The organism is Rhodococcus sp. B10, assembly GCF_011770055.1.
Taxonomy (GTDB): domain Bacteria; phylum Actinomycetota; class Actinomycetes; order Mycobacteriales; family Mycobacteriaceae; genus Rhodococcoides; species Rhodococcoides kyotonensis_B.
Genome location: NZ_JAAFYV010000046.1, coordinates 16,867 through 41,664 on the forward strand (window position 1 = coordinate 16,867; position 24,798 = coordinate 41,664).

Here is a 24,798-nt window from a genome sequence, read left to right on the forward strand (position 1 = left end):
CAACGACCGCTCGGGACGGTCGATGATCGGGCACAAAGCTGGTCGTGGGTGACCCCGCCAGGTGTATTCGCACGTGGCGAACCTATAGAGTGACGCCTTGGACCAGCCGAGATCGGCATCGATCGACCACGCCGAAACCCGCACCGAGGAGACCAATAGATGTGTTCCGCCCAGGCCCCAGGTTTGTCTCCCGGGGGCTCAGCTCAGCCCGCAGAAGGGCAGACCGCGGCACTGCGCAAGTTCCGCTTCGCCGCAGGCGGAGAGGGCAATGCCGAAGAGGGCGGGGCGCGTAAGTTCATCAAGCTGGCGCAGCAGGCCGAAGAGCTGGGCTACGACAGCTTCATGATCCCCGATCACCTCGGGAACCAGGTCGGGCCGATTGCCGCCCTCGGAGCACTCGCGGTCGCGACGGACAAGATCCGCCTCGGCACCGCCGTCCTCGCCAGCGGGTTCCGTCATCCGGCGATCCTCGCGAAGGACGCGGCGACGATCGACGTCCTCTCCGGTGGCCGTCTCGAACTGGGTCTCGGCGCCGGCTGGATGCGCGACGAGTACGACAAGGCCGGAATCGAGTACGACCGGCCCGGTGTCCGTATCGAGAAGCTCGAAGAGAGCCTCGAGATCCTGGACACGCTGCTGCGCGGCAAGGAGTGCAACTTCGAGGGCAAGCACTTCACGATCACCGGTCTCAAGGGAAGCCCACGCCCGCGTCAGGGTCCGCGCCCGCCGATCTGCGTCGGAGGCGGCGGACCGCGCATGCTGGCGCTCGCGGCGAAGTACGCCGACATCATCTCCGTCGTGCCGAGTACGACGAAGGAGGGCAAGCTCCAGCTGTCGGGAATGACCCTCGACAAGACGTTGGAGCGCGTCGAACTGATCCGCAAGGCAGCGGGCGATCGTTTCGACTCGATCGAGCTCAACTGGGCCATCACCACCATCGTCGTCACCGACGACCGCGAGCAGATGGCAGAGATGGCGTTGGCCGCGCTCGACAACGGGTACCCGCCGAACGTCGACGTCGACGTGAAGCTCAGCGTCGAGGACATTCTGACGTCCCCGTACCTGGCATTCGGCACGTACGAGGAAATAGCCGACCAGATCCGTAACGTTCGCAAGATGACGACGATGTCCTATGTCGGGGTTTTCCCCACACAGATGGAAGCCTTCGCACCCGTCGTGGATCTGCTGAAAGGCGAATGACCGCGGACGCGGTGCGACGAAAAGATTTGGTCATCGAGATAGTTAGCAGCTACTAATATTCACGCTGTTCGAACCAGGCGTGAGCCGGAGCATAGTCGGGCGCGGGCCGTTGCCGTTCGGGGCACAGCCGGCAGCGGAATCCCGTCGGAGGAGATTGAACACAATGAGCCACAAATTCGATGAGTACATCGATGAGAACGGCCACATCAACATCGGCGAGGGCAAGACGCTGGTCCGCCACGTCGAGGTGAACGTCGCGGAGAACGCCGACACGCTGGCATACCGCTTCATGGACTACTCCCGCGAACGCGACGGGGAAGCTCACGAGCTCACCTGGTCTCAGTTCGGCACCCGACTCCGCGCAGTCGCCGCGCGTCTGCAGCAGGTGACCCAGCCGGGAGACCGCGTCGCCATCCTCGCGCCGCAGGGGCTCGACTACGTCGTCGCGTTCTTCGGTGCCATCTACGCGGGCACCATCGCCGTCCCGCTGTTCGATCCCGACGAGCCCGGCCACACCGACCGGCTGCACGCGGTCCTCGGTGACTGCGAGCCGACGGCCATCCTCACCGCCACGAATTCCGCCGCCGGTGTACGTAACTTCTTCCGCTCTCTTCCCGCCGCTCAGCGTCCCCGTGTCATCGCCGTCGACGCCATCCCTGACAGCGTCGGCGAGACCTGGGTCGAGCCGCCCGCCAAGCTGGACGACATCGCCTACCTGCAGTACACGTCGGGTTCGACGCGTGTGCCCGCCGGTGTCGAGATCACGCACCGCGCCGTCGGCGTCAACGCGCTGCAGATGGTCGACAGCATGGAGCTCAACGAGGACTCGCGCGGCGTGACGTGGCTGCCGATGTTCCACGACATGGGTCTGCTGACCGTCATCCTCCCGGCGCTGGGCGGCAAGTACATCACCATCATGTCCCCGCGCGCGTTCGTCCAGCGTCCCTGGCGCTGGATCAAGGAACTCGCTGCCGTCTCCGACGGTGCAGGTACCTTCGCCGCCGCCCCGAACTTCGCGTTCGAGCACGCCGCGACCCGCGGCCTGCCGAAAGCAGGCGAGACCCTCGACCTGTCGAACGTCATCGGCCTCATCAACGGCAGCGAGCCGGTCACGACGACGTCGATGAGAAAGTTCAACGAGGCGTTCGGCCCCTACGGGCTTCCGAAGACCGCCATCAAGCCGTCGTACGGCATGGCCGAGGCGACGCTGTTCGTCTCCACCCCGAGGCACACCGACGAGGCCAAGGTCGTCTACGTCGATCGGAACAAGCTCAACGCGGGCGAGTTCGTCGTCGTCGATCAGGACGCCGAGGGAGCGATTCCGCAGGTCTCCACCGGACACGTCGCGCGGAGCCAGTGGGCCGCCATCGTCGATCCCGAGACCGCCACCGAGCTGCCCGACGAGCGCGTAGGCGAGATCTGGTTGCACGGCGAGAACATCGGTCAGGGCTACTGGGGTCGTGAGCAGGAGACCAGCGAGACGTTCCACAACAAGCTCCTGACGCTGAGCGGAACCGCGTCGCACGCCGAGGAAGCGCCCGAGGGTGCCAACTGGATGCGCACCGGCGACTTCGGTGTCTACTACGAGAACGAGCTGTACATCACCGGTCGCGTCAAGGACCTCGTGATCGTCGACGGTCGCAACCACTACCCGCAGGACATCGAGTTCTCGGCGCAGGAAGCGAGCAAGGCCCTGCGCCCCGGCTTCGTCGCAGCGTTCGCGGTCCCGGCCAACCAGCTGCCCGACGTCGTCTTCGAATTCGCAGGCGCCGCACTGACGAAGGATCCGGGCGACTCGTCCGAGCAGCTCGTCATCGTGGCCGAGCGTGCTCCCGGCGCAGGCAAGGCGGATCCGCAGCCGATCGCCGACGAGGTGCGCGCTGCGATCTCGGCTCGTCACGGCGTCACCGCTCGCGACATCCTGCTCGTTCCCGCCGGGTCCATCCCGCGTACGTCCAGCGGCAAGATCGCCCGCCGTGCCTGCAAGGCGGCGTACATCGAGGGCACGCTGCGCGGTGGATACCAGCAGACCGCGTTCCCGGACGCGGAACTGCAGAACTGACCTCGGCGCGCAGACGTCCCGTTCCTCAATCGACAGGTAACTTGGTGAGTTGATGGCAGACCACGAAAACGATGCTGAGAAGACGATGCCCACCGTGGCCGGCGACGGCGCTGGGGGTGACATGACCGTCGCTCAGCTTCGTGAGTGGCTGCGCAACTGGGTTGCCGAGGCCACCGGCCAGTCGGCAGAGCAGATCTCCGACGACCGGCCGATGGAGGAGTTCGGGCTGTCCTCGCGCGACGCCGTCGCTCTCAGTGGTGAGATCGAGGAGCTCGTCGGCGTCACGCTCACGGCGACGGTCGTCTACCAGCACCCGACCATCGCCTCGCTCGCCACGATCATCATCGAGGGCGAGCCCGAGGTCACGGACACGGTCGACGACTCGTTCTACACGCACGGGCTGCAGCCCGGCGACTCGCACGACATCGCCATCGTCGGCGTGTCGACGCGCTTCCCCGGTGCAGGGTCGACGCCCGAGGAGATGTGGTCGCTGCTGAGCGAAGGACGCGACGGCATCACCGATCTGCCCGAGGGCCGCTGGGAGGAGTTCACCTCCGATCCGGCGATCAAGGCAGCCGTCGACGCGACCGTCACCAAGGGCGGATACCTCGACGACGTCAAGACGTTCGACGCCGAATTCTTCGCGATGTCGCCCAACGAGGTCGTCAACGTCGACCCGCAGCAGCGACTCGCTCTCGAACTGACGTGGGAAGCGCTCGAGCACGCACGCATCCCGGCGAGCTCGGTGAAGGGTTCGCAGGTCGGTGTCTTCATCGGCAGCTCGTCCAACGACTACCAGTTGCTCGCCGTCAGCGACCCGAACGCGCACCCGTACGCGCTGACCGGAACGTCGACCGCCATCGTCGCCAACCGCGTCTCGTACTTCTACGACTTCCGTGGCCCGTCCGTGGCCGTCGACACCGCGTGCTCGTCGTCGCTCGTCGCCGTCCACCAAGCAGTCCGCAGCCTGCGTTCCGGTGAGTCCGATCTCGCCGTCGCCGGTGGCGTCAACATGCTGCTAGCGCCGCCGATCACCGTCGGATTCGGTCAGACCGGCGTGCTCGCGCCCGACGGAAAGATCAAAGCGTTCTCGTCCGACGCCAACGGCATGATTCGCTCCGAGGGCGGCGGTCTCGTCGTGCTCAAGCGTCTCGAGGACGCCAAGCGCGACGGCGACGACATCCTCGCCGTCATCGCGGGCTCCGCCGTCAATCAGGACGGGCGTTCCAACGGTCTTCTGGCTCCGAGCCCCGACGCCCAGGCCGACGCACTTCGTTTCGCGTACCGCGATGCAGGTATCGCCCCGTCGGGCGTCGACTACATCGAGGCGCACGGCACCGGCACCATCCTCGGAGACCCGATCGAGGCCGACGCGTTGGGACGCGTCGTCGGCCGTGGGCGCGACGCCGACAAGCCTGCCCTGCTCGGTTCGGCCAAGACCAACTTCGGCCACCTCGAATCCGCCGCAGGCGCAGCAGGTTTGATCAAGGTCGTCCTCGCGATGCAGCAGAACCGTCTGCCTGCGTCGCTCAACTTCGCGGGCCCCAACCCGTACATCGATTTCGACAAGGCGCATCTGAAGGTCATTCCCGACGGCGCGGAGTGGCCTCGCTACACCGGCAAGGCCGTCGCGGGTGTCTCGGGCTTCGGCTTCGGTGGCACCAACGCGCACGTCGTCGTGAAGGAGTACGTCGCCGACGAAACGGCAGGAGTGGAGCCTGCGGAACGACCCGATGGACAAGCCGGTTTCGACGCGGCGTCGGTGGACCCGGAAGCCGTTCTGGCGGAGGGTGTTTCGGCAGGAATAGAGCCCGCGGAACGACCCGTCGAGGAAGAACCCGTGGTTCTCGAGACGCCCGCTGCGGAGGAGACGCTCGCCGAGGAGCTCGCTCCCGAGACGATCGTGCTCGCCGTGTCGGCGGCACTGCCGTCGCGACGCAAGCGCGCTGCCTCGGATCTCGCGGACTGGCTCGAGACCGAAGAGGGCAGCACGACCCCGCTCGTCGACGTCGGCCGCGCGCTGGCCAAGCGCAACCACGGTCGTTCGCGCGCAGTGGTTCTCGCGTCGACGACGGCCGAGGCCATCACCGGACTTCGCGCGGTCGCCGCAGGCAAGCCGGGGCCCGGTGTGTTCTCGGCCGACTCGCCCGCGTCGAACGGGCCGGTGTGGGTGTTCTCCGGGTTCGGCTCGCAGCATCGCAAGATGGCGTCGCGGCTGTACCGCACGAACAAGATCTTCGCTGCCGCGCTCGACGAGGTCGACGAACTGCTGATCGACGAGGCTGGGTACTCCATCAAGGAGATCGTCCTCGACGACTCGCAGACCTACGAGTTCGAGAACTCTCAGGTCGCCATCTTCGTCATCCAGATCGCCTTGGCGGCAACGCTTCGCGCGCACGGCGCCGAGCCGACTGCCGTCATCGGGCACTCGATGGGTGAGGTCGCCGCGGCCTATGTCGCCGGTGGTCTGAACCTCGAGGACGCCGTGCGCATCATCTACGCACGATCCCGCCTGCTCGCCGAGGGCCAGGAGGGTCTCGGTGCCGCGTCGCAGGGCGCGATGGCACTCGTCGAATACACCCCCGACGAGGTCACTCAGCTGACCGATCAATTCCCCGACGTCGAACCCTGCGTCTACGCAGCACCGACGCACACCACGGTCGGTGGGCCGCGCGAACAGGTCGAACAGCTTGTCGCGCAAGCGGAAGCGGCCGAGAAGATGGCCCGCATCCTCGACGTGAAGGGCGCAGGCCACACGGCTGCGGTCGACCCGCTGCTCGGTGAACTCGCGGCCGAACTGGCAGGTATCGAGCCGGGCAAGCTGCGCGCAGGCGTGTACTCGTCCGTCGACAAGGAAGCGCACTACCGCGCCGGCCACGAGCCGATCCACGGCGTCGACTACTGGACCAAGGGTATGCGGTACCCGGTCTACTTCACGCAGGCTGTCAATGTGGCTGTGGGAGATGGGCATACGACGTTCGTGGAGCTGGCGCCGAACCCGGTCGCTCTCATGTCGGTCGCCGCGACGGCGTGGGCTGCGGGCGTCGCCGATTCGACGCTGATCCCGACGCTCAAGCGCAAGGAAGACGAGGCCGAGACGTTCCTGGCCGCGCTCGCGCAGCTCTACGTGCACGGTCACGCGCTCGACCTGACGACGCTGTTCGACGACGGTGCGTACGCGGCGATTCCACGAACCGCGTACCTGCGCAAGGAATTCTGGCTGTCGACTCGGGTGAACTCGAGCGGAAGCGCCCGGATTCCCGGATCTCGGGTAGCGCTGCCGGACGGCCGCCACGTGTGGGAGGTCGACGCGTCGGCTGTGGATTCGTTGGACGCGTTGGTGAATGCGGCTGCCGCACAGGTGTTCTCGGGCGTCACGCTCGGCGCGTCCGTGTCGCACGGTTCGGTGCCTGCCGGTGGCACGCTGGTCACGACGCTGACGTCGCACCTCGGAGGCGCGTCGATCCAGGTTCATGCGCTCGCCGGGTCGACGTTCACGCTGCTGCACGAAGCCGTCGTGACATCGGGTGAGGCGCTGCCGGAACCTGTTGTCGCAGTGCCTTCTTCGTCGCCACAGGAGCGGAGCCTGCGGAGCGACCAGACCGGAGTGGAAGAGCTGCCTGAGGTGGTCGAGGATTTCGGTGATCGTTGGGATCCGGCAGGCAAGCAGACCATGGAGGAGCGGCTCGCTATCATCGTCGCCGACTCCATGGGCTACGCACCCGAGGATCTGCCGCCGGAGATTCCGCTGATCGAGCTGGGTCTCGATTCGCTCAGCGCGGTGCGCATCAAGAACCGCGTCGAGTACGAATTCGACATCCCCACAGTGCAATTGCAGGCTGTGCGTGACGCCAATCTGCGCGAGGTCGAGAAGTACCTGCGCTACGCGCTCGAGAACCGCGACGAGGTTCAGGCGCTGGCAGATCAGCAGAAGGCGGAGAAGGAAGCCGAAGCCGCGGCCGAAGCCGGTGGCCAGGCGCGCGACGAGGCGCTGGAGAAGGCCGTCGCGACCCCCGAAACCGACGTGCCGAGTGCCGAATACCAGCCTGCCCCCGAGACCGGGGCTGCCGACGTCGGTAATCGTGAAGCGTTCGCCGAGGCGGCCGGGTCGGATGTGCCGCCGCGTGACAACGCCGAGCGTCTGACGTTCGCCACATGGGCCGTCGTGACGAAGGAGTCCGCGAAGGGCATCTTCAACACGCTGCCGATTCTCGACGACGAGACCGCCGAGAAATTGGCTGCTCGGTTGACCGAGCGTGCGGGCGGCGAGGTCACGTTCGACGACGTCCTGGATTCCGAGACCATCGAGCAGCTCGCCGAGAAGGTACGTCCGCACCTCGAAGGCGGGGAGATGGACGGGCTCGTACGCAATCTGCGTCCGCGTCCCGAAGGGTCGACGGCCACACCGGTGTTCGCGTTCCACTCGGCAGGTAGCTCGACCGTCGCCTACGAGCCGCTGCTCCGCAAGCTGCCCGCGGGCACGCCGATGTACGGACTCGAGCGCGTCGAAGGCCCGATCTCGAAGCGGGCCGCCGAGTACGTGCCGCTCATTCGCGAGATCCAGCCCGAGGGTCCCTACGTGTTCGTCGGCTGGTCGCTCGGCGGCATCCTCGCCTACGAGGTCGCGCGGCAGATGGAAGAGCAGGGCATCGAGGTCGCGTACGTCGGACTGCTCGACACGGTCATGCCGGGCACCGAGATTCCGGACACGCGCGAGGAAGTGCGTCGACGCTGGGAGCGGTACGCCGCGTTCGCGAAGAAGACGTACGGCGTCGACTACCCGATCCCGTACGAGAAGCTCGTGGATGCCGACGACGAGGGCCAGATCCGGATCATCACGGACTTGGTCAAGCTCAGCGGTGCGAAGATCCCCGGCGGCATCATCGAGCACCAGCGCACGTCGTGGCTCGACAACCGTGCCATCCAGACGGCGGAACTGAAGCCGTACGGTGGACACGTGACGCTGTACATGGCGGACAAGTACCACGACGACGCCATCGCGCTCGAACCCGCGTACGCCACCCGTGAGGAACACGGCGGCTGGGGTCCGGTCGTGAAGGATCTCGAGATCGTGTACATCGGAGGCGACCACCTTGCCGTCGTCGACGAACCGTACATCGGCCGTATTGCGGCACACCTGACGACGACGCTGAACGACATCGAGTCAGCTAGAACCGGAGTTTAGAATCTTGACTGGTACCACCGCGGAAAAGCTGGCCGGGCTACGCGCCAACCTCGAACTTGCCAGGGAACCGGCAGGGGAGGTCGGTGTCGCCAAGAGGGCGAAGAAGGGCATCCCGAGCGCGCGCGAGCGCATCGACATGCTCCTCGACCCGGGCAGCTTCGTCGAAATCGGCGCGCTGGTCAAAGCTCCGAACGATCCGGGCGCGCTGTACAGCGACGGCGTCGTCACCGGCCACGGAACCGTCGACGGCCGTCCCGTCGCGGTCTTCTCCCACGACCAGACCGTGTTCGGTGGAACCGTCGGCGAGATGTTCGGCCGCAAGGTCGCCGGGCTGATGGACTTCGCGATCAAGGTCGGCTGCCCCGTCGTCGGCATCAACGACTCCGGTGGCGCGCGCGTGCAGGACGCCGTCACGTCACTCGCGTGGTACGCCGAGCTGGGCCGTCGTCACGAGCCGTTGTCGGGCATGTGCCCGCAGATCTCGGTCATCCTGGGCAAGTGCGCAGGCGGTGCCGTCTACGCGCCGATCAACACCGACATCGTCGTCGCCACCGAAGAGGCGTACATGTTCGTCACCGGACCGGACATCATCAAGTCCGTCACCGGTGAGGACGTCAGCCTCGACGAACTCGGCAGTGCACGCAAGCAGGCGCAGTACGGCAACGTGCACCACGTCGCGCGTGACGAGAAGGCCGCGTTCGACTGGGTGCGTAACTACCTGAGCTACATGCCGTCGAGCTGCCAGGAAGATCCGCCCGTCGTGAACCCGGGTCTCGAGCCCGAGATCACCGAGTCCGATCTGTCGCTCGACCGGATCATGCCCGACGCCGACAACGCCGGCTACGACATGCACGACATCATCCTGCGCCTGTTCGACGACGGCGAGTTCCACGAACTGTCGTCGGAAATCGCGCCGAATGTCATCACCGGTCTGACGCGGGTGGACGGCAAGTCCGTCGGTGTCGTCGCCAATCAGCCGATGTACCTGTCGGGTGCGCTCGACGCCGACAGTGCCGACAAGGCAGCGCGTTTCGTGCGCATCTGCAACGCGTACAACATTCCGCTGGTGTTCCTCGTCGACACACCCGGCTTCCTGCCCGGCGTCGACCAGGAGAAGGTCGGCGTCATCAAGCGCGGTGGCCGATTCCTGTTCTCGTACATCGAAGCATCCGTCCCGAAGATCACCGTCGTGGTCCGCAAGGCATACGGCGGCGGCTACGCGGTGATGGGCTGCAAGCAGCTCGGTGCCGACATAAACTTCGCCTGGCCGACGGCCCGTATCGCGGTCATGGGCGCCGAGGGTGCCGTCAACATCATCGGACGCAAGCAGCTCGCCGCGGCAGGCGAGAACGCCCCCGCCGTGCGTCAGCAGCTCATCAACTTCTACAACGAGCACGTCGCCACCCCCTGGGTCGCGGCCGAGCGTGGCTACATCGACGCCGTCATCGAGCCGTCGCAGACCCGCCTCGAGCTCCGTAAGGCGTTGAAGCTGTTGACGGAGAAGAAGGTGTTCAAGAACCCGCGGAAGCATCACCTGTTTCCGATCTAGTGTCCCGGCCTTTTCGGCATCGATGGCCCGCAGCATCCGATAGACGGTTGCCGCGGGCCATTCATGTTGGTGGCCGACTCGGGCCTGTTGGCATCGATGGCCCGCAGCATCCGTTGGACGGTTGCCGCGGGCCAACGATGCGGTCGGTGGTCAGGGCTTCACGACGATCCGCGGTCTTGGCCGGCTCCGCGCGAGTTCGTAGTGAGACCTCAAGTCCGCCAACACTTTCTCAGGGTTGTCACGAATCTCGCTGGGCAGTGTGGACAGCAGGAGAAGACCTTGATTCTGTATATGCGTTCGCCGTTCCATGGTCTTCGCGTGGTCGGGAGGGGAGAGGTGGTGAGCGTAGGAGTCGACTTCCCACACCCAACCGACCTCGTCGAGGAAGTTGTCGAAGCATCCGATGAACACGCCGGATTCGGTGTACACGTTGCAGTTGTGCAGCATCGGTGGGAGCCCGCTGCGGGCGTAGAGCTTCTGTGCTTCGGCTTCCGCGACCGAATGCGCGTCGTCGCGTAACTCGTTCACTACTCGTCGGCTTATAGCGCCGTATTGTCTTGGCCCATCGCGCAGTTCGCGGTCGATGTCGGCGATCGTGACTTCGCCGCGTTGGAGAACCTCGGCAAACAACTGAGTGCACAACTTGTCGCTGGTCACTGCACGCGTTGTGTCGACCAGGCACCGAACCAAAGGCGCGACGCGGAGGCTACCTTTGATGGTCGGGTCGGGCAATCGGCCCGTGCGCTCCACGCGCACAAAAGATTTGGAGGCGCGTCGTAGGTCCGACGGGATCAGCACATGCACCTCGCTGGGCGTGGCGCCCGTCCCGTAACCGTGCGCGCCGAGGCCGACGCGACCGGTGATCATGCTCGTAGGACCGCAGTACTCCAGTGCGGCGATCGACCGCTGAAGAGGCGTCGGGTACCCGTTGTGCAGTAGATAGACGCTCGGCAGCGCGTGCTGCCAAGGCCCGCCGGGCGCGCACCGGGCGGTGAGGGTGCTGTCAGAGACCTTCGCTTCCCGAAGCATTGCCCGGGTGACGACGCCGTGAGTGCTGAGATCGTGCAGTTGAGACGGTGACCATTTCGGTTTCTTCATGCGCTCACCCTCGACGTTCGCGCCGACATGAAGATCGGTATCCCGCAGGTCGCGAATTGGGTTGTGGATAGCGGAGTCCTGTGGACAACTATGGTCGTGTCGGCGATGGGCGAGGACAGTCGACGCGCCGTTGTGGTGCCGATCTGGTGCGGTCGCACCGGTTGGCATCGATGGCCCGCCACAGTCGTTAGACGGTTGCCACGGACCATCGATGCCGAAAAGGTGCGCTGAAGCAACGGCATCGATGGCCCGCCACAACCGTTAGACAGTTGCCGTGGTCCATCGATGCCGGAAGGGCTCAGCGGGAACCCGCAGAACCTACCTGTCGAACACGCGCAGGTTCCCGGGCGTCCAGAAGCCCGATCTCGTGGCTTCGGCGGTGTCGATGGTCGCCGGGACGGCCTGGGGGTAGTACGGGTCGTAACGCTCCAAGGAGCCCCAGTCGCGCGCCCAGTCCCGGTTGAGGTAGGTGGGCACGGTCACGGGCTGGGCGAGGAGTTCGCTCCATCCCAGCGGGCCACCGTTGTCCGCGGACTGCCAGGTGTCGGTGGAGCTGACGGCCAGCGGGCGGTCGGGGAGGATGCGGTATCCGGGCACCTCGGCGACGCCGTACTGGTGGTCGAAGGGACGCTGGCACGGGAACTGCAGTCCGACGGCCCAGTCGAGCAGCACGGGCTGTTCGCTGCCGATGACGGAGTTCAGCGTCTCCAGCTGCGGAACGCGCGGCGGGGTGAACGCGAACCATTGGTCACCGGTCAGGTTCGGGTCGTTGGCGACGATGCGAACGGCGTCGGCGTCGCCCGGCAGATCGGCGATCGGGATGCGCAGGTTGCGCCACGACGGGGCGGGGCCGATGTCGCGGGGCAGGTAGGTGCCCTTGACGTCGACGGTGCCGTCGGGCTGGCGAGTGCCGTATTCGACGAGCAGCGACTGGCCGTAGGTCATCGCGCCGGTGTCGTCGTACGACAGGATGCGGCCTGCGGCCGAGATGACGATCAGCGGTGCAGAGTCCGAACGCTCCGGCAGCGCATACCAACTCGACGTAGCCGACGCAGGCTCCTGGATGCCCGGCTGGTAGGAGCCGAGGACCGGGGTGGTGGCGGGGTCGAGTCCGAACGGCAGTGCCGCGGTGGAACCGTTGACGCCACGGGCGCCGACGCCTCCTCCGGTGCCCGAGCTCTGGCCTTCCTCGAATGCGGGTCCGACGCTCTGCTGATCCGTATTGCCTTGTCCCGGTTTGACTTCCACGGCGTCGGCGCTGAGGTCCGTCGGCACACCGTTCGGTGTGAAGTTCGACGGCGTCGATCCTCCCAACGGTCCGGTCTCGGGGTCGAAGTCGTCCGGAATCGGTTGCAGCACGCCGGCATTGGCGTCGGATTCGACGAGGACGTCGTTCGCGAGTCCGCACGTGTTTCCGGTCAGTGCCTGGATGTTCGAGCGCGCCAGCGAGTAGGCCGGGTATTGCGACACGGCGCCCTTGACGAGTGACAGCACTTCGAACAGCACCATCAGTCCTGCGATCACGGTCAACGGTGCTGCCGCGAACTTCTTGATGCGTCGTCCGCGTTCGGTACCTGCGCGCGGCTGCGGCGGGGCATAGCCCTCACGCAGATACTGCCATGCGGCGAGTGCCAGCGCGAGCGCGAAGAGCACGAGAAACAGTGTGTTGGACTGGTTTCCGCTCAGCGACACCGTCTTGTCGAACCACGGCACACCGTAGCTGGAGACGTACCACCATCCGTTGATGCCCGAGAACGACAGTGCGAGAACGAACATCAGGCCGGCGAGGAAGATCGTCCTGTTCCGGCGCGAACGCAGTGCGCTCGCGGAGACGGCAACGGCCGTCAGGGCTGCAAGGCTGCCTGCGATGCCCGCGTACGAACCGAAGTGGTGGGTCCACTTGGTCGGGTTGAACATCATGAAGAAGATCGTTCCGAAGACGACGCCCATCAGACGCCACGCGGGCCCGTTGGAGATGCCGGGAACGCGGCGGCGACGCAGCAGCACGAACAGCGTCGTGAAGAGACACAGGATCATGGCGAGGAACGCGAAGCGGCGTGCCACGGAACCGTCGACGGTCTGGACGAACAGGTAGTAGTAGCGCAGGAAGTCCTGGTACCACGCCTCGCTCGGACCGATGGCGGTACGCACCCGCGTCGACTCCATGACCGTCGCGAACGTCTGGTCGGCGAAGACGACGACGAGTACGAGGAAGCCGGCGGCAGCCAGCGGCGCCAGCAGCGGCAACGTTCCGACGAGACGATGACGACGCACCACGATGCGGGCCATCGGGCGGGCACCTGCGAGCAGGGCAGCCACACACATCAGACCGGTGGGCGCCGACGCGAGCGTGAAGGCGCCGATCAGGAACGCGGCCGCGGCGGGCAGCAGCCGCCCGGTGGCGATGGCGCGCTCGATCGAGCACCACGTGAGCAGCGCACCGACGGCAACGATGGGTTCGGGTCGCAGGCCGTTGTTGTAGGGCAGCCAGAAGGCGAGGAAGACCAGGCCACCGGTCCACAGTGCGACGTTGGACTTCCGCACTGCCCGGCCCAAGCGCGGGACGACCTCGCGGCTGATGACCATCCAGCAGAGCACGCCTGCGATCAGCGCGGGCAGACGCATCCACGGGCTTGCCGTCGAGATCTTCGCGAAGACGGCCAGGACGTCGTAGTACCAGCCGAAGGGTGCCTCGGGGACACCGAACCAGCGGAAGTAGTTGGCCATGTAGCCCGACTTCTCGGCAGCGCGGGCCATCGTCAGCAGGTAACCGTCGTCGGAGGTGTTCGCGCCGACGAAGTGCCAGCCGACGAGCACGCCGACGACGGTGACATCGACGCCGGTGAACTTCCACCAGTGCGACGGGAAGAACCTGCGGTGACCGCGGCCGTCGATGCCGTCGAGACGTCCGAGCGCGACCATCGCGGAGATCGTGCAGACGACGGCGACGATCATGGCCAGGAGCTTGAGAAGGGTCGGTGTCGACGAGAACCGCGAGTCGACGTCGATCGTGACCGACATGCCCGCCGGTGCTGCGCCCTGGAGGTCGGTGAAGACGCCGACGACCTGAGGTCGCAGATCGCCGTCGAGGCGTCCGGCGCGTGGGTTGCCCGCGTCGTCCGACAACCCGGTGAATTCGGCCGTGGTGGAGTCGATGTCCGAGTTGATCTCGATGGACCCGCAGGCTGCGCCCTCGACGTCGGCGCGAGGTGCCGACGCGACGACGACGTTGCGGTCGAGAACATCGACCGACCCTTCGCTGACGCGCACGAACAAGCTGTTCAGCGCCGCGCCCTCACCCTGCGCAGGGGCCGTCGCGAGCAGCAGTCCTCCCTGCGGCGGCAGCTGAGCGACGGCGCTACACGGAACGGTCGCGGTGAAGGAAATCGGCGCCTGGGAGACTAGCGGCGCGTCGACGTCCTGAATCGATCCGTTCTGCGGCCACGAGATGGTCGACGTCGTCTGCACGACGGGCAGGAACGGCGTCATGATCGCCAACAGCGCGCCGAGCAGACCCGTGACTATCGCGACCAGCCGCGTCGTGCGGACTTGGGATCGCAGATCGACCGCCGAGCCCTTCTTCGACGGAGCAGGGGGCACAGCGGATGTATCTGTCACGACGTCGGGCACGATTGACGATGTTATGCGACCGTGATCGGTTCATCGCACCCGCGTCGAAAAGAAACCGGCAAGAATCCCGTTTCATCCGACTCTGATGGGTCCCTCCGACTCCCATCCGCTGCGGGTGACCGTGTCGACCGTCAGCTCGGCCGGCGCCGCGGATGAATCGATCGGCGTGAACCGCTCGAGCGAACCCCAGTCGCGGTCCAGGTCGTCGCGTAGATAGGTCGGTACGACCTGCGCAGACAGGACGAGCTGCTGCCATCCGAGCGGTCCGCCGCCGTACGCGTCCATGACGGGGCTGTGGGCTGCCGCACCACTGCGGTCGGGCAGGATCCGGTACTCGGGCAGTTCGGCGACGCCGTCCTTGTGACCGAACGGACGCTGGCACGGGAAACCGAGCGCGACGGTCCAGTCGAGCATCACCGGGACATCGGGTCCGATGACGTCGACGAGCGGGGTCGTGCGCGGAATGCGCGGCGGCGTCACCGCGAGCCACTGGTCGGGCGAGATGTCGGAGTCGGTGGCGACGAGGCGGATGCGGTCGGCGTCACGTGGGATGTCGGCCAGCGGCACCCGCAGGTTGCGCCACGACGGCTGCGGTCCGATGTCGATCGGCGTGATGCGTCCGAGAACCTGGTCTCCCGACGCGTACTCCACCTCGAGCGGCTGGCCCGACGCGACGATGCCGTCGGAGTCGACCGAGCGAATGCGTCCTGCCGCGCTGATGGCGACGAAGTCGTTGGCAGGGTCGTCGGGCAGGGCGAACCACCCGGTCTCGAGAGTCGCGGGTTCCGCCGTGTCGGCGCCGTAGCTGCCCAGAACCGGGGTGCGCGACGCGTCGAGCCCGAACGGCAGGGCGACGGAGCTTCCGTTGATACCGGTGGCCTCCGTGGTGCCGCCTTCGGTGCCGGAAGCCCCGGACGCGGATGCCGTCTGCTGGTCGGTGTCCGCGTCGTCGCCGAATCCGCGGGTGCTCTGCTGCGAGACGTCTTCCTCGTCGGCGGTCAGGTCGGTCGGGACGCCGTCGGGTGTGAATCCGGTGGTTCCCGGCCCGGCGAGGGAGTCCGCGACGGACGAATCGATCGGCGTGAGCATCGAGGAATTCGGATCTCGTTCGACGAGAACATCATTGGCGAGCGAGCACGAGTTCCCGGCCAGTGCGTTCAGGTTCGAACGGGCCACGGAGTACGCCGGATATTGGGCCACGATGCCCTTGGCGAACGACAACAGCTCGAACAGCACGATGAATGCGGACATCACCGTCAGCGCGGACACGCCGAAGCGCGCGGATCGGGCCGGCGCGCGATAGGGCGCGCGGAGATGCTGCCACCCGGCGTACAGGAGCGCGAGCACGGTGAGTCCGAGAAAGACCGTCGAGAAGCCTTTGCCGAGGATCATGGGCGGCTTGTCGAACCACGGGATGCCGTAGCTCGAGACGTACCACCAGCCGTTCGAGCCGGTGAACGCGAGCGCGGTCAGGAACAGGACCGCCGCGGTGAACAGCGTGCGGTTGCGCGCGTTCTCCCGCGTCACGGAGGCGACTGCGACCGCGGCGACGGCTGCGAGCGATGCGGCGAGGCCCGCGTAGACACCGAAGTGGTGCGTCCACTTGGTCGGGGTGAACATCATGAGCGCCAATGCGCCGATCACGATGCCGACGATGCGACGCGACGGGCCGAGCGCCACACCGGGAATGCGGCCGTTGCGACGCAGCATGACGACGATCGTCGTGATGACGCACAGCACCATCGCGAAGACCGCGAATCGGCGAGCGAGCGAGCCGTCGGGCGTGATCTCCATGAGCGAATCCCAGCGGGTGCGCTCGTCGAACCAGGGGACGTTCGGGCCGACGGCCGCACGCGCTTTCGTCGCCTCGAGAACCGTCGTCACCGTTTGATCGGCGAAGACGGCAGCGATGATGACGGTGCCCGACGCGAGAATCGGGGCGAGAACGGCGGCGTACCCGACCATGCGTGCTCGTGCGATGACGACGCGAACGAGGGGGCGTCCGCCGGCGAGAAGGGCGGCGACGCAGATGAGTCCCGTCGGCCCGGCGGCCAACGAGAACGCGGCGATGAGGACGGCGACGGCGGCAGGGAGGAGTCGGCCGGTGGCGATGGCACGCTCGATCGAGCACCACGTCAGCAGCGCGCCGAGAGCGATGACCGGCTCGGGACGTAGGCCGTTGTTGTAGGGGAGCCAGAACGCGAGGAACACCAGTCCCGCCGTCCAGATGGCGACCTTGTCGAAGCGGACGGCGCGACCGAGACGCGGGATCACCTCACGGCTGATGACCGCCCAACACAGCACCGCGGCGACGAGCGCGGGCAGGCGCATCCACGGGCTGGCCGTCGATACCTTCGCGAACGCGGCGAGCATGTCGTAGTACGGCATGCCGAACGGCGCTTCGGGGACGCCGAACCAGCGGTAGTAGTTGGCCATGTACCCGGCGTGCTCGGAGACGCGGGCCATGGTGAGGAGGTAGCCGTCGTCGGACGTGTTCGCGCCGATGAAGTGCCACACCACCAGCACGCCGACGACGATCCCGTCCACCACGGTGACGCGCAGCCAATGCGCGGGGAAGAAACGGCGTCCTCGACGGCCGTCGAGCAGGTCCAACCGATGCAGCGCGATCAGGGACACGATCGTGCCGAGCACCGCGACGGCCATCGCGAGCTTCTTCAGCAACGTCGGGGTCGACGAGAACCGTGAGTCGATCTGCACGTCCACGCTCAGACCTGCGGGCGCGGCGCCGTCGAGTTCGGAGAAGATACCGACCGTCTGGGGGCGTTGGTCACCCTCGATCGTGGTCGTGACGTCGGTGCCCGCGGCCGACGCGGTGCTCACGACGTCCGTCGAGCTGATGTCCACCGACGAGCACGACGCCAGCTCGGCGTCGGTCAACGACAGCAGTACCTGTTCGCGCAACACCGCCTGCAGGCCGCCCTCGGTGCGGGTCACGACGAGTCCGACGCCCTGGGCGTCGGGCGCGCCCGGTGCGGTCGTGGACAGAACGACCGTGTCGGGAGCTGCACCGGAGATCACGTCGCACGGGATGGACGCGTCGATCGACAGCGGCGAGTACGACACCAGCGGCGCCTCGACGGAGTTCAGCGTTCCGTTCTGCGGCCAGCTGATCGACGCCGAATCCTGAGTGACCGGCAGCAGTGGCGTCACGATCGCCGCGAGGACGGCGATGACACCGGAGACGACAGCGACCAGTCCCGCCGAGATACGTGACGTCGATTTTGCGGAAGGCGGTTTCGGTGCGGTGGCTGCTGCGGTGGACACGATTGTCGATGCTAGGGCACGGTCCTGTGGGCCCCTGTTTCTCGCAGGTCAGGGAGTGTTCACCAACGGGCGCACGTCCCACACCCAGACGCCGCCGTGAAATTCGCCTTCCGAACCAAGGAGTTGGTCGACGGTTCCGCGCAGCGCGGTGGCGTTCTTTCCCGGCGGCAGGACGACGACGTCGGCGTTCCAGAAGCGCAGATCGTCGACGGCCTGTGCCCGTTGGTCGGGAGTGATGTCCGGGACCGTGCCGGAGTTCTGCACGGATCCGAGCAGCAGAGCGGTCGGACGATCGACGGCACCGTACTTCGCCTTCTTGTCGGCCGCGTCGCTCGGCCCGACGAAATAGCCTGCGGCGAGCGGGAATTGCATGTCGGCTTGGATCTGCCAGCGCAGCGGACGTGCGTCCTCGGGGCGCGGCAGCGGCACGGTGACGACCGAGCCGTCGGACACGTAGTTCTTCCACTCGTCGCCCGCGAAGAACTGAGGCGTCGGCGACCGATCGACGGCCTGCAGCGGCGTCGGTACGAGCGGAATCAGGGCCAGCGCCAACGCGATCGACCACAGCGCAGGAACCGGACGCAATCCGCGTCCGAATGCCTTGTCGGTGGCGACGACGATCAGCAACGCGAGCGCGGGCACGGCGGCCAGCGCAAAACGAGTTTCGAGCACCGACTCGACGAGATGCACGTCGGCCAGCCACGTCCACGGCAATTCGATTCCGGTGTCGCGCTTGCCGATGTACAGCTCGGATCCGAGGGACAGAACGCTCACGACGACGACCGTCACGGCCGCGGCGCGCACTCGGGCCTCGCGCCACATCCACAGGGTGGCGATCAGACCCAGGACGAGCAGCGGCCAGCCGAAGTAGGCGTTCTCCTCGGTGGCGTTGATGCTGACGTCCTGGCCAGGTGTAGCCGTGCCGCCGATGGATTGAGCCGGGAACTGGAACAGAGCTTTGACGTCGTTGCCCATGTTGCCGTGTTCGAGGAACGAGTAGCTCTGCGGCCCGAAGAACTGCCAGTACAACGGAATCGCGACGAGCAGCAGCGTCAGGATCGCGGCCAACGGAAGGCTTTTCGACGCGTTCTTCACCGCAGGAACGAAGCTTCGCGGGCTGCCGAGGTAGTAGGCGAAGGCGAACACGCCGAACGCGATCGCGAAGATCAGCAGCGGCTCCTCGCCCAACATGATCTGCAGCGCGACGACGAGGCCGAGCGTGATGGTACTGCGGCGGGTGGGGCCGTCCTGTGCGATGCCGATGACGAGCGATGCGATCACCGGCAGCAGGAACAGGACGACGAAGTTCGGGTGACCGTTGGCGTGCGACACCATCCCTGGGGCGAATCCGCAGAGCGCTCCTCCGAGTGCCGACGCTCCCTTCGAGGCGCCGACGCGTCGCGAGAACAGCCAGTACCACGCGTACGCGGTGCCGCCGAGGCCCGCGGTGAGGGCGATGGCCCACGTGACGGTCGGGCCGAACAGCAACGTCACGGGTGCGAGCGGAATCGACAGCCCGAACATCGCCGTGTTGGCCATCAGGTTCACGCCGAGCGGGTAGTTCTGCAGATCGCTCGACATCGGATTGTCGAGGTGCGCGACGGCATGCGCTGCGACGGCGAAGAACCATTCCCACATGGCCTGGTCCTGGCCGCTGTTGTACAGGTACCCGCTCGACAGGTTTCGCCACTGACCTTGCAGGACGAACAGGGCGCCGACGGTGAACGCTACGGCGGCCGCGAGGTCGGCGCGGTCGAGCCGTCGTCGCGCCCCGGTCTTCTGTTCCTGCGTCGTCCCCGAAGGCCCGAGAACGGTCTGGTCGGTGGTTGTCATCGAATCGAACGTTACGTGAACGTTATGTGTTTTGCCTACGAAACCCTCGTGACCAGCGCAAACGGTCCGATGTCGGTGACGGTGAACCGCGAATCCTCGAACAGCGACTCGTCGAACGTGACGGTGTAGCGCCGTACGTTGGGGTCGTTCGGGTAGACGTCCTCGGCGAGGCGCAGCGTGTAACCGTCTGCGCCGCGGCGGAACAGGAAGGCGTCGGGAGCTGTCCATTCGCTGCTGTCCATCGCTGCGACGAGCTCGTCGGGCGACCCCAGCTCCGCCCAGTCCTCGATGGCTGCGGCCCGCTGATCGAACTGAGCCAGCGGATTCGCGTAGTGCGACGTCAAACCCTGGAAGCCGAAGTACGGGTAGTAGCTGAGGAACGACGTGTCTGCCGTCAGCACGATCGTCTCGTCGCGAGGCTTGCCGAGTTGCTCACCGATGGCCTTGTCGACGTCGCCGTAGTACGACACCGCGCTCGGTGGCCGCTTGTCGGCGCGCACCCCGTCACCGTCGGTGTCCTGGTAGGCGACGGTGATCTCGGTCTGAAGCACCTGCGGGATGTTCTGGGCGAACGCCAACGCCCCCACGGCCGCGACGACGACCGCTGCGGCCTTGAACCGCACCGGCTCGTTGATCGCCTGGTAGATCGCCTTCGAGCCCCCGATGAAACCGAAAATGCCTGCGGCGCCGAGCAATACGATCAGTACCGCTTCGAGTCTGAAACTCAGCAGCGTCGTTCCCGCGACGGTCGCGGCCATGGACAGCAGCGTCCACAGATACACCGCGACGACGCCGATGGTCAGTGCCTGTGCCCGTCGCGACGTGGCGGTCCGCACGGCGAGCCACAGTGTTCCGATCATCGTGAGCGCGCCGAGGAGCGAGAACTCGAACATCGGGAACGGCAATGTCGCACCGGTTTCCGGTAGATAGTGCAGTGCGGTCCCGGACGTCGCCGGTGTACCGGTCAGCGCATCGATCAGATACGGCAGCCACACCGTCAGCGCGACGAGCCCGGAGATCGCCGCGATCACGGCGAGCCTGACGACGACGGGTATCGCTGCGCGCCACGTTTTCTCGGCGCGAATGCCCAGGAACGCCGAGACGATTGCCATCAGTACGACGGCGAACGCGGCCATCCCGAGGTAGAGGGTGTAGAACGTCGCAGCGAGACCGAGGAACAGGCCGGTCCCGACGACGGCGCCCCAGCCCCAGTTCTTGCCCGCCTTTGTCGGCATCGATGGACCGCTGTTGCCGTCTATCGGATGCCGCGGACCATCGATGCCGACGAAGCCGGCAGTCACCGGCCGATTCAGCGCACCCCACGCGAGCAGGAAGGCCGGCGCGATCAGGAGAGCGATGACGGCACTGTAGGCCTCGGGAGATGCATAGGCGACGACGAGAGCCGTCGTGACTGCAGAGACCGCGACGGCCAGGTCCGCGCGAACCAGTTGGCGCCACAGTGTGTAGGCGACGACGGCAGTGACGGCGAGGAAGCCGATTGCGAACGGCTTGAACACTTCCCAGCCGTCCATGCCGAGCAGGTTGCCGACGCGTCCGCCGATCCAGAACCATCCGGCCGGGTAGAACGGCGGAATGTCCGCGTACGTCATGTCGCGCAGCGCAGCCGAATCCGTCAACCGCGTCAGGTATTCGGTGCGAAACTCCTGGTCGACGCTGATGCCGAACAGATAGAGTTTCGTTGCCGCCAAAGGCATTCCGAGCGTGACCGTCACGAAGCCGGACAGGCCCACCCACGTGAGCCCGCGTGCCAGCCATGCACGAGTGCCGCGTCGGTACAGCACGATGGCCGCACCGAGCAGGGCGGCACACACGACCTGCCCCAGCGTCGTGAGTGCCCGTGTGACGTTGGACGAGTTGAACGCCGGCCACTCGACGAGCGAGAAGGCGTACAGCCCGACCGTCGCAACGACTGTCGCGACGAGAGCGGCCAGTACGCCGTCGACGGCGGTCCCGAGCGCTCGCTTCATCTAGATGGGCAGCTTGCGGAAGATGGGCCGCGGGACGTGCCGCAGGATCATCATCACGAAGCGGAACGGTCCGGGTGCCCAGACCAGGTCCTTGCCCTTCTGCGACGCGGCGACTGCCAGCGCGGCGATGTCTTCCTTGTCGACGGTCAGCGGTGCTTCCTTGACGTGGGCGCTGAACTTGGTGCGCACCATGCCCGGGCGGATGACGGTGACGCGAGGACCGAACGGGCGCAACGCTTCTCCGAGTCCGAGGTAGAAGCCGTCGAGACCCGCCTTGGTGGAGCCGTAGACGAAGTTCGAGCGACGCACGCGCTCACCGGCGACCGACGACATGACGATGATGCGTCCCGACGCCTGTGCCTTCATCTTCTCGCCGAGCAGCACGCCGACGGAGACGGACGCGGTGTAGTTGATGTTGGCCGTCAACACCGCCTTGCGCTGGTCCTGCCACAGTTCCTCGGCGTCGAAGTCGACGGCGAATGCCACGATGGCGACGTCGACGTCACCCTTGGACCAGGCTTCGTCGATGACCTTCGGGTGCGACGCGGTGTCGAGAGCATCGAAGTCGATGACGTCGACTGCCTTGGCGCCCTTGGTCGTCAACTGTGCGACGGCACTGTCGCGCAGCGGGTCGTTCGGCAGAGCCGCAAGGATGACGCGGGCGGGCGATTTCGCCAGGTACTCCTCGGTGATGGCGAGACCGATCTCGCTGGTGCCACCGAGTACGAGAATGGTCTGCGGATTACCCACAGCGTCGATCGTCACAGCAATTCCAACCTTCTGGCCATATCGGAGGCGAAAACGCCTGTGGGGTCGACGGATCGGCGGACCTTGATCCACTCGTCGATCCGCGGGTACATCGCGTGGAAAGTCTCGGCGGTGGTCCGCGAGTCCTTCGCCGTGTAGAGGCGTCCGCCGAATTCGAGGACGCGCTTGTCGAGTTCGCGCACGAATTCGTTCAGCCCCGGCTTGATCGGGAAGTCGACGCAGATGTTCCAACCCGGAATCGGGAAGCTCAGTGGCGCTTTGTTTCCCGGGCCGAACAGCTTGAAGACGTTCAGGAACGAGTAGTGACCCGAACGCTGAATGTCGACGATGATCTTCTTGAACTCCTCGACGGCCTCCGGCGGCACCACGAATTGGTACTGCAGGAATCCCTTGGATCCGTAGGCGCGGTTCCACTCACCGAACATGTCGAGTGGGTGGTAGAACGCCGTGAGGTTCTGCACCTTGTTCCGGTAGTTGCCCGCCTTGCGGTACCAGACCTCGCCGACGGCGGAGAACGTGTACTTGTTCGCCAGACCGTTCGGGAAGATGTCCGGGAACGTGACGAGGGGCTTGGCGTTGAACCGCAGCGGATCCTTCTGCAGCTTCTCGGGCAGCTGATCCAGTCGAGCCAATGATCCACGTGAAACCGCAGCGCGACCCAGCTTCGGGGGAGCGGCGACGGCGTCGAACCAGGCGCTCGAGTAGTCGTAGTTGTTCTCGCTGCCATCGGTGTGGAGCGCGATGGTCTCGTCGAGAGTCTGCGTGACGTCGCCGTCGGCGATGAAGTACGCGGTCTCCGTCGGCGTCATCTCGATGGTGGCGCGCAGGATGATTCCGGTCAGACCGTTTCCGCCGATCGTGGCCCAGAACAGCTTGGAGTTGCGGCCGGCGGGGGTGAGGTGACGAATTTCTCCGTCGGCGGTCAGCAGTTCCATCGAGCGCACGTGGTTGCCGAAGCTTCCGGCGCTGTGATGGTTCTTACCGTGGATGTCGCAGCCGATGGCGCCACCGATGGTGACCTGACGCGTACCCGGCAGCACCGGAACCCACAGGCCGAACGGCAGGGCCGCACGCATCAGAGCGTCGAGGCTCACACCGCCGTCGACGTCGACGATGCGTGTCGTCGCGTCGATGCTGTGAATGCCGTTCAGCGCGGTCATGTCGACGACGAGGCCGCCGGAGTTCTGAGCGTTGTCACCGTACGACCGGCCAAGGCCACGTGCGATGACGCCGCGGCGAAGGTGGGACGGCTTGCTGTCGTTCTGCTCTGCGACCTGCTTGACGGCCTTCGCGATGAGCTCGGGGTCCGAGGTGGAGAGCACCTCACCCGTCGAGGGCGCCGTGCGTCCCCATCCGGTGAGTGTGCGGGTGTGCGTGGGTAGCGGCGCAGTGTTCCCGGCCTGGGGTTCCAGGGGGAAGAGTGCGTCGTCGGCTGTCGTGGACATCGGTGTAGAGGGTACCCGCTTCGACGGGTCGCTCCGCAGGCTGCGCTGAGGCTCAGGGGTGAGGGCTAGTCTCTGTGGTCGTGTCCACCCAAGACGACCGGCCGACCGGCGACGAGCATCACGCGCCTCTCCCCGTCGAACTGCCACTGACCGAGAACATCGCCGACGAGGCGCTCGACCTGAAGACTCAGATCATCCGATTCCTGGCGACGGGTGTGCTGTCGGCTGTTTTCGACTTCTCGATCACGATCGCGCTGCAGTACGGACTCGGCCTGCAGCTGTCCATCGCCAAGGCGGTCGGATTCGTGGTGGGAACAACCGTCGCCTACCTGATCAATCGGCGCTGGACGTTCAAGGCGGAACCGTCGAGAGCTCGGTTCATCGCGGTCGTCCTGCTCTACGCAGCCACGTTCGGGGTGCAGAACCTGCTGTACACGGTGTTCGGCCACCTGTGGCCCGAGGAAATCCTGTACAGCGCGGCCGCGTTCGTGATCGCCCAGGGCACCGCGACGGTCATCAATTTCGTCGTGCAGCGTGCGGTGATCTTCAAGATCCGCTGATCCGCGCAGGTTGCAGCAATTGCGCAGGTTGCAACGTGCGCGTGTGCTGGAAGGTGCGCGGTCGGGGGTCTGGCGCTCGTACACAGCTGACGCTGCCGACGACATCTCCAGTGTAGATCTCGGTGGTCGCCGGCTCATCTAATGAACAGCCCCAGCTCTTCCCTTTCTCTTATATACATCTTACGCTTCCGACGA

Annotated in this window: 12 protein-coding genes; 5 read left to right on the forward strand and 7 right to left on the reverse strand. The window is 66.1% G+C overall.

Annotation, left to right across the window (positions count from 1 at the left end):
- Positions 1-159: 159 nt before the first annotated feature.
- The 4 genes from RhoFasB10_RS23460 (at position 160) to RhoFasB10_RS23475 (ending at position 9,996) form a co-directional block, all read left to right on the forward strand.
- Positions 160-1,200, forward strand: a complete 1,041-nt coding sequence (locus RhoFasB10_RS23460; protein WP_167678836.1) for an LLM class F420-dependent oxidoreductase — start codon at positions 160-162, stop codon at positions 1,198-1,200.
- Between the two features lie 163 nt (positions 1,201-1,363).
- Positions 1,364-3,262, forward strand: coding sequence for a long-chain-fatty-acid--AMP ligase FadD32 (fadD32, locus tag RhoFasB10_RS23465; RefSeq protein WP_068430010.1), 1,899 nt, complete (start codon positions 1,364-1,366; stop codon positions 3,260-3,262).
- 121 nt (positions 3,263-3,383) lie between these two features.
- Positions 3,384-8,447 (forward strand): polyketide synthase Pks13, encoded by a 5,064-nt coding sequence (gene pks13 / locus RhoFasB10_RS23470; protein ID WP_206031282.1) that lies wholly within the window; start codon positions 3,384-3,386, stop codon positions 8,445-8,447.
- 4 nt (positions 8,448-8,451) lie between these two features.
- Positions 8,452-9,996: an acyl-CoA carboxylase subunit beta gene (locus RhoFasB10_RS23475; RefSeq protein ID WP_068430012.1), complete on the forward strand. Its 1,545-nt coding sequence runs from the start codon at positions 8,452-8,454 to the stop codon at positions 9,994-9,996.
- 150 nt (positions 9,997-10,146) lie between these two features.
- Here RhoFasB10_RS23475 and RhoFasB10_RS23480 read toward each other — a convergent pair whose 3' ends face one another.
- The 7 genes from RhoFasB10_RS23480 to RhoFasB10_RS23510 form a co-directional block, all read right to left on the reverse strand.
- Positions 10,147-11,352, reverse strand: a complete 1,206-nt coding sequence (locus RhoFasB10_RS23480) for a hypothetical protein (RefSeq protein WP_157105394.1) — start codon at positions 11,350-11,352, stop codon at positions 10,147-10,149.
- A gap of 60 nt (positions 11,353-11,412) precedes the next feature.
- Positions 11,413-14,694 carry an arabinosyltransferase domain-containing protein gene (locus RhoFasB10_RS23485; RefSeq protein WP_308115142.1) on the reverse strand — a complete coding sequence of 1,094 codons (3,282 nt, stop codon included), beginning with the start codon at positions 14,692-14,694 and terminating at the stop codon, positions 11,413-11,415.
- A 102-nt stretch (positions 14,695-14,796) separates the two neighbouring features.
- On the reverse strand, positions 14,797-18,009 hold the full coding sequence (locus tag RhoFasB10_RS23490) for an arabinosyltransferase domain-containing protein (protein WP_167678842.1): 3,213 nt from the start codon (positions 18,007-18,009) through the stop codon (positions 14,797-14,799).
- Positions 18,010-18,057: 48 nt separating this feature from the next.
- Positions 18,058-19,842, reverse strand: a complete 1,785-nt coding sequence (locus tag RhoFasB10_RS23495) for a glycosyl transferase (RefSeq protein WP_167678844.1) — start codon at positions 19,840-19,842, stop codon at positions 18,058-18,060.
- 35 nt (positions 19,843-19,877) lie between these two features.
- Positions 19,878-21,830 (reverse strand): galactan 5-O-arabinofuranosyltransferase, encoded by a 1,953-nt coding sequence (locus tag RhoFasB10_RS23500; RefSeq protein ID WP_167678846.1) that lies wholly within the window; start codon positions 21,828-21,830, stop codon positions 19,878-19,880.
- Positions 21,831-22,595: a decaprenylphospho-beta-D-erythro-pentofuranosid-2-ulose 2-reductase gene (locus RhoFasB10_RS23505; RefSeq protein ID WP_114331132.1), complete on the reverse strand. Its 765-nt coding sequence runs from the start codon at positions 22,593-22,595 to the stop codon at positions 21,831-21,833.
- Positions 22,592-24,043, reverse strand: a complete 1,452-nt coding sequence (locus RhoFasB10_RS23510; protein ID WP_068430031.1) for an FAD-binding oxidoreductase — start codon at positions 24,041-24,043, stop codon at positions 22,592-22,594. The genes RhoFasB10_RS23505 and RhoFasB10_RS23510 overlap by 4 nt, the downstream gene beginning before the upstream one ends.
- Before the next feature lie 74 nt (positions 24,044-24,117).
- Between RhoFasB10_RS23510 and RhoFasB10_RS23515 the strand changes: the two genes are divergently transcribed.
- Entirely contained in the window at positions 24,118-24,603 is a 486-nt protein-coding gene (locus RhoFasB10_RS23515) for a GtrA family protein (protein WP_084423913.1), read from the forward strand.
- Positions 24,604-24,798: the final 195 nt, after the last annotated feature.

What these genes read in the sequence shown, in the direction of transcription:
- RhoFasB10_RS23460 (WP_167678836.1), top strand. Translation starts at nt 160, where the DNA reads ATGTGTTCCGCCCAGGCCCCAGGTTTGTCTCCCGGGGGCTCAGCTCAG.
- fadD32 (WP_068430010.1), top strand. Translation starts at nt 1,364, where the DNA reads ATGAGCCACAAATTCGATGAGTACATCGATGAGAACGGCCACATCAAC.
- pks13 (WP_206031282.1), top strand. Translation starts at nt 3,384, where the DNA reads ATGACCGTCGCTCAGCTTCGTGAGTGGCTGCGCAACTGGGTTGCCGAG.
- RhoFasB10_RS23495 (WP_167678844.1), bottom strand. Translation starts at nt 19,842, where the DNA reads ATGACAACCACCGACCAGACCGTTCTCGGGCCTTCGGGGACGACGCAG.
- RhoFasB10_RS23500 (WP_167678846.1), bottom strand. Translation starts at nt 21,830, where the DNA reads ATGAAGCGAGCGCTCGGGACCGCCGTCGACGGCGTACTGGCCGCTCTC.
- RhoFasB10_RS23510 (WP_068430031.1), bottom strand. Translation starts at nt 24,043, where the DNA reads ATGTCCACGACAGCCGACGACGCACTCTTCCCCCTGGAACCCCAGGCC.